This window comes from Rhodococcus sp. IEGM 1379 (genome assembly GCF_030056815.1).
Classification (GTDB): domain Bacteria; phylum Actinomycetota; class Actinomycetes; order Mycobacteriales; family Mycobacteriaceae; genus Rhodococcus_F.
Map to the genome: position 1 here is coordinate 1 of NZ_JASHKR010000144.1, position 6,054 is coordinate 6,054.

Annotated in this window: 7 protein-coding genes and 1 pseudogene; 6 read left to right on the top strand and 2 right to left on the bottom strand. The window is 60.7% G+C overall.

Annotation, left to right across the window (positions count from 1 at the left end; translation table 11 throughout):
* The 6 genes from QM600_RS28650 to QM600_RS28675 all read left to right on the top strand — a co-directional run.
* Nucleotides 1-950, top strand: a 950-nt coding sequence (locus tag QM600_RS28650; RefSeq protein WP_283265128.1) for a transporter substrate-binding protein, incomplete at its 5' end; no start/stop codon positions are given.
* Between the two features lie 50 nt (nt 951-1,000).
* Nucleotides 1,001-1,885, top strand: coding sequence for an urea ABC transporter permease subunit UrtB (gene urtB, locus QM600_RS28655; RefSeq protein WP_094271665.1), 885 nt, complete (start codon nt 1,001-1,003; stop codon nt 1,883-1,885).
* Complete coding sequence (urtC, locus tag QM600_RS28660; RefSeq protein ID WP_283265129.1) at nt 1,882-2,991, top strand: urea ABC transporter permease subunit UrtC; 1,110 nt, start codon at nt 1,882-1,884, stop codon at nt 2,989-2,991. Before urtB ends, urtC begins: the two co-directional genes overlap by 4 nt.
* On the top strand, nt 2,988-3,800 hold the full coding sequence (gene urtD, locus QM600_RS28665; RefSeq protein ID WP_283265130.1) for an urea ABC transporter ATP-binding protein UrtD: 813 nt from the start codon (nt 2,988-2,990) through the stop codon (nt 3,798-3,800). The genes urtC and urtD overlap by 4 nt, the downstream gene beginning before the upstream one ends.
* A 3-nt stretch (nt 3,801-3,803) precedes the next feature.
* On the top strand, nt 3,804-4,496 hold the full coding sequence (gene urtE / locus QM600_RS28670) for an urea ABC transporter ATP-binding subunit UrtE (RefSeq protein ID WP_283265131.1): 693 nt from the start codon (nt 3,804-3,806) through the stop codon (nt 4,494-4,496).
* A 1-nt stretch (nt 4,497) separates the two neighbouring features.
* The gene (locus QM600_RS28675) at nt 4,498-5,199 is read left to right on the top strand and encodes a GntR family transcriptional regulator (RefSeq protein ID WP_283265132.1); all 702 of its coding nucleotides are present in this window, start codon (nt 4,498-4,500) and stop codon (nt 5,197-5,199) included.
* 13 nt (nt 5,200-5,212) lie between these two features.
* Here the strand turns inward: QM600_RS28675 and QM600_RS28680 are convergent, their stop codons facing one another.
* Together QM600_RS28680 and QM600_RS28685 are read right to left on the bottom strand one after the other, a co-directional pair.
* Nucleotides 5,213-5,767: an MFS transporter gene (locus tag QM600_RS28680; RefSeq protein WP_283265133.1), complete on the bottom strand. Its 555-nt coding sequence runs from the start codon at nt 5,765-5,767 to the stop codon at nt 5,213-5,215.
* 52 nt (nt 5,768-5,819) lie between these two features.
* Nucleotides 5,820-6,054, bottom strand: a pseudogene (locus QM600_RS28685) (MFS transporter); the annotation flags it as partial.

Below are 6,054 nucleotides of genomic sequence, written 5' to 3' on the forward strand. Positions count from 1 at the left end.
CCGAGAAGGCCGAGAAACTTATCAGCAGTGACTGCGTTGCAGCAGTTTTCGGCGGTTGGACGTCGTCGAGCCGCAAGGCGATGCTTCCCGTGTTCGAGGACAACAACTCACTCCTCTACTACCCCGTGCAGTACGAAGGTCTGGAAGATTCCAAGAACATCTTCTACACCGGCGCCACGACAAATCAGCAGATCATTCCGGCACTGGACTACCTGAAGGAGAAGGGCGCCAAGTCGCTGTATCTCGTTGGTAGCGACTACGTCTTCCCCCAGACTGCCAACCGCATCATCAAGGCGTACGCAGCAGCCAACGGCATGGAAATCAAGGGTGAGGACTACACCCCTCTTGGATCCACCGATTTCTCCACCATCGTCAACAAGGTGCGCACGGCTGACGCCGACGCCGTATTCAACACTCTCAACGGCGATTCCAACGTCGCTTTCTTCCGCGAGTACACCAACGTCGGATTGAAGCCGGCTGATATGCCCGTGGTCTCCGTCTCCATCGCGGAAGAAGAAGTGGGCGGCATCGGTGTGCAGAACGTCGAAGGCCAACTGACAGCGTGGAATTACTACCAGACCATCGACAGCCCGGAAAACAACAAGTTCGTCGCGGCCTACAAGGCCAAGTACGGCCAGGACAAGCCCACCTCCGACCCGATGGAAGCCGCCTACACCTCGGTCTACCTGTGGAAGAACACTGTCGAGAAGGCTAAATCCTTTGCTGTCAAGGATATTCAGGACAATGCCGACGGCGTCACCTTCGACGCCCCCGAAGGCCTGGTCACCATCGACGGAGACAACCACCACATCACCAAAACCGCCCGCATCGGCGAGATCCGCAGCGACGGACTGATTTACACCGTCTGGGATTCCGGCCAGCCGATCGAACCCGATCCGTACCTGAAGAACTACCCCTGGGCCGCAGGTCTGGGTAGCAGCAGCAAGTAGAGAGCCCCGACTGCAATGAAACCGACTGGTAGAGAGGCGGAACGTCTGTCATGGATGTAATGATCGGACAGCTGTTCACGGGTTTGAGTATCGGATCGATCCTGTTGTTGGCCGCACTGGGACTGTCACTGACGTTCGGGCAGATGGGCGTCATCAACATGGCGCACGGCGAGTTCATCATGGCTGGTTCGTACACCGCCTACGTAGTGCAGCAGGTCATTTCCAACGCCACCGGATCTTTGATCGTCTCTCTGCTGGTTGGTTTTGTCGTCGGCGGACTGATGGGTGTCCTCCTGGAAGTGGTTCTGGTGTCGCGGATGTACCACCGCCCACTCGACACGCTGCTGGTGACGTTCGGCGTCGGCCTGATCCTTCAACAACTGGCACGCGACATCTTCGGCGCACCCGCTGTCAATGTCATAGCACCGACGTGGCTTTCGGGTGGCGTCGAAATCTTCGGCGCCATCGTCCCCCGTACCCGAATCTTCATTCTTGTACTCTCCATCGCCGCCGTGATCGCCGTATCTCTGGCACTCAAGCAGTCATCCATGGGCCGCCGAATCCGTGCCGTGGTGCAAAACCGCGACCTCGCGGAAACTAGCGGAATCTCCTCCCGACGTACCGATATCACCACGTTTTTCATCGGGTCCGGCTTGGCCGGCGTAGCGGGTGTTGCATTGACGCTGATCGGCTCGACCAGCCCGACTATCGGGCAGTCCTATCTGATCGACGCATTCTTGGTAGTTGTCGTCGGCGGGCTCGGGCAGATGAAGGGCGCGGTCATTGCCGCCTTCGCCTTGGGCATCCTGAACTCGTTCATCGAATACTCGACTACCGCGTCGATCGCGAAGGTGATCGTCTTCGTCATCATCGTCGTGTTCCTCCAACTGCGTCCGCAGGGACTGTTTGCAGTCAAGACAAGGAGTCTCGTATGAGTATCCTCAGCAATTCACGTATCCGGGTCTGGGGCGGATTCGCAGTTGCCGCGGTCATCTTGTTCGCGGTTGCCCCGGCAGTGCTCTCCGACTTCCGGCTGTCGTTGCTGGCGAAGTTCCTGTGCTTCGCCATCGTTGCAGTCGGAATCGGATTGGCTTGGGGCCGAGGAGGAATGCTCACCCTCGGGCAGGGCGTCTTCTTCGGAATCGGCGCCTACGTGATGGCAATGCATCTCAAGATCGCCGACGCCGAACTCAAAGGTGACGCGGTCCCCGACTTCATGACGATCGCCGGAAAAACCGAACTACCCGGCTACTGGCAACCTTTCGCCTCTCCGTTCGTCGCGATCTTCGCGGTACTGTTCCTGCCCGCTGCCGTGGCCTTTCTTCTCGGACTCGGCGTCTTCAAGCGACGCGTCAAGGGCGCTTACTTCGCCATCCTCTCCCAGGCACTGGCCGCGGCCTTCGCGATCTTGCTGATCGGGCAGCAATCCATCGGCGGGAGTAACGGACTGAACCGCTTCCGCACGTTCTTCGGATTCAACCTTAACGACCCGGCGAACAAGCAGATGCTGTTCTTCATCGCCGCCGGAATTCTTCTCGCGTCGGTCGCGCTGATTAGACAGCTGATGAACTCCCGGTACGGCGAACTGCTTGTCGCCGTGCGAGATCAGGAAGAGCGGGTGCGATTCCTCGGATACGATCCCGCCAACATCAAGCTGGTGGCCTACGTGACGGCCGCATTCCTCGCCGGCATCGCCGGGGCACTGTTCGTTCCGATCGTGGGCATCATCTCCCCCGCCGACGTCGGGATCGTTCCTTCCATCGCCTTCCTCATCGGCGTCGCAATCGGTGGCCGCGCAACGCTACTCGGACCCGTACTCGGAGCCATCGGTGTCGCCTGGGCGCAGTCGGCCTTCTCCGAGAAACTTCCGTCCGGCTGGATCTACGCCCAAGGCCTCATGTTCATCATCGTGGTCGGCTTCTTCCCCGCCGGAGTCGCCGGACTCTTTGCCCTACTACGACACCGCAAGAAGCGAAACAAGTCCGTTCCCCCGACAACGTCGAAGGTCACCGAACCGGAAGCCGTGGAGGTGTCCGTATGACCAACACAACCGCCACCAGCCGAACCGCCCCCGCCCTCGGTGGCAACGCCGGAATGTCCTCCGAATACCTCGAGGTGCGCAACCTCTCGGTCAGCTTCGACGGATTCAAAGCCGTCGACAACGTCGACCTGACGCTGATGCAGGGCGACCTCCGCTTCCTGATCGGCCCCAACGGCGCCGGCAAGACCACACTCGTCGACGCCATCACCGGGCTGGTACCCGCCACCGGGTCGATCACCAAATCCGGTGAACAGTTGCTGGGCAAGAAGGTTCACAAGATCGCCCGGCTCGGTGTCGGACGCACGTTCCAGACTGCCAGCGTGTTCGAAGAACTCACGGTCCTGCAAAATCTCGACATCGCAGCCGGCGCCGGCCGCTCGGCCTGGGAACTGTTGCGCACCCGCAAGTCCGTACTCCCCGAAATCGAAGAATCCCTCGAGACAATCGGCCTCGAAGCTCTGCGCGACACTCCGGCCGGCATCTTGGCTCACGGACAGAAGCAGTGGCTCGAGATCGGAATGCTTCTGGTGCAGAACTGTTCGGTTCTGCTCCTCGACGAGCCCGTCGCCGGTATGAGCCTCGAGGAACGGGAGGAGACCGGTAACCTCCTGCGTCGTATCGGCGGCGCGCGCACCGTCGTCGTGGTCGAACACGATATGGATTTCATGCGAGCGTTTGCCACCTCGGTCACCGTTCTCGCCGCCGGCAAGGTCCTCGCCGAAGGAACCGTCGCGCAGGTACAAGCAGATCCCAAAGTCCAAGCGGTCTACCTCGGCACGGCAGCAGCTGCGCCGGTGGGTCAGGAGTGAATCATGCTGGAAATCAGGGATATCCGAGCCGGGTACGGTCGAACCGAAGTCATTCACGGGATCTCACTGACCGTCCCACGTGACGGGGTCGCCGCGGTCATGGGCCACAATGGAGCCGGCAAGACGACACTCCTGCGAGCTGTTGTCGGGCTGATCAAGCCGACCAGTGGAACCATCCTCCTGGGCGGCGAGGACATCACCGCAATGCGCCCCAGCGCCCGCGTAGCCCGCGGTCTTGCCTACGTCCCGCAGGGACAACAATCGTTCGGGCAACTGACCACAGCGGAGAACCTTCAAGTGGTAGCCGATGGCCGCAAACGCGGAAAGGCACTCATCGCAGAAGCATTGGACATGTTTCCCGCGCTGACCACATTGCTCGAGCGCCGCGCCGGACTCCTCTCCGGCGGACAACGCCAACAACTGGCCATCGCCCGCGCCCTCATCACCGAACCGAAGATCCTCATCCTCGACGAACCCACCGAAGGTATTCAGCCCAACGTCGTCGCCGAGATCGAACGCACCATCATGGACCTGACGCGTCGGGGCGATCTCGGTGTTCTCCTCGTCGAACAACACATCGGATTCGCGCTCCAGTCTGCGCAGCACTACAGCGTCCTCGCTGCGGGGCATGTCACCTCCACCGGAACCGGCGGGACCGAATCCACCGACGCCGTCCGCCGAGCAATGGCCATCTGACATGTCTGTCGTCGAGCATTCCGCCGGGTCTCTCCGAGATCAGGTATATCAGTCGATCCGAGCAGATCTGATGTCCGGAAAGATCGCCCCGGATCAACGCTTGAGCGAGGAGCGTCTCGCCCAGATCCACGGCGTGTCGAGAACGCCTGTTCGCGAAGCTCTTGCCCGGTTGCAGTCGGACGGTTTGGTTCAACGCGGTGAGCACGGACTGTATCCGTACCGCCCACGTCTCGAGGAACTTGACGGACTGTACGAACTGCGAATACTGCTCGAATTACAGGGAATTCGCCGAGTTCTCGACACCGAGTACACCCGGCACGACGTCGACGTACTAGGTGCAGAACTCGAGCGGTGGTACAAGTTGCGCGCACGCACCCTCGAACCGGACACCAGCTTTGTCACTCTCGACGAGGAATTCCACACAGCTCTGCTCGTGGCGTCTGGAAATCCAGCCCTGACGGAGGCTTTGGCACATGTCAACGCCAGGATTCGGCCGGTGCGGATGTTCGACAATCTGACGCCGGCGGGAATCGAAGCCATTGTCGAGGAACACATCGCGATAGCCGAACTCGTCCTCGACAACAAGTTGCCCGAAGCGCTCGATTCACTGCAGGCTCATATCGACTACGGCAGGCTCGCTGTACTCGAACGCGCTCACCAGGCACTGTCGTTGGCAGCCCTGGCGAGCGCTGTCAGATACTGAGAGACGGGTGTCCTCAGTGCCCGACAGACACCGAATCCTTAGATGGCTCGGCGTCGACGGCCTTTGCGCGAGTGAGCAACACACCCATAGCCGCCGCTGCGGCACCGATTACCGACAAGGTCAGGAAGACGTAGACATATCCGGATTCCTGGTACTGCGACGCATGCCCGACCAACATGACACCGGGTACTGCGCGGATCGCGATCATCAACTGGCTGCCGAGCGCGCTACCCATCGAACCCGACAGGTTGAGCATGCCGCCGGCGATGCCCTGCGTCTCGGCAGGCACGGTGCGCATCATCAGGTTGGGCAGTGTGGCCGACGCCGTTCCGAGTTCGAAGCCCAGATCAGGATCGGGCATCACGAACATCGAGATGAGCATCGAACGGCTGACCAGCACGAACTGAACAAAGCCACTGGCTGCCATAGTCTTTGCGACAGCGTGGAGCTTGAGAAGATCGATGTCGATGAGCGGTTCTGCCGGTCGACGCTCGTAGAAAACCCAGCCGATCAGAATCGCGATACCGCCGCCGACGGACACGATCGTTTCCAGCGAGGAGTATCCCAAGCGGAAGCCTTACCGATGCCGAACAGAAGGACGAAAGCGCCGAGGCCGAGGATCAGTGCGCCGACGACGTCGAGCTTCGCCGGGTGCGCAGGGTGGTCTCGAGAACCAGGAATGCGCCAGCCGCACCGGCGATGAGTACGTGAATCAGCTGAGCCCAGAACACGCCGGTGTATCCGCAGTGGTCGATGAGGGAGCCACCGACGATGGGTCCGAGAATTGTGCTGGCGCCCATGCCCGTCGCGACGAAGCCCACCCCAACAAGAATCAGGCTCGGCGGTCTCGGATCA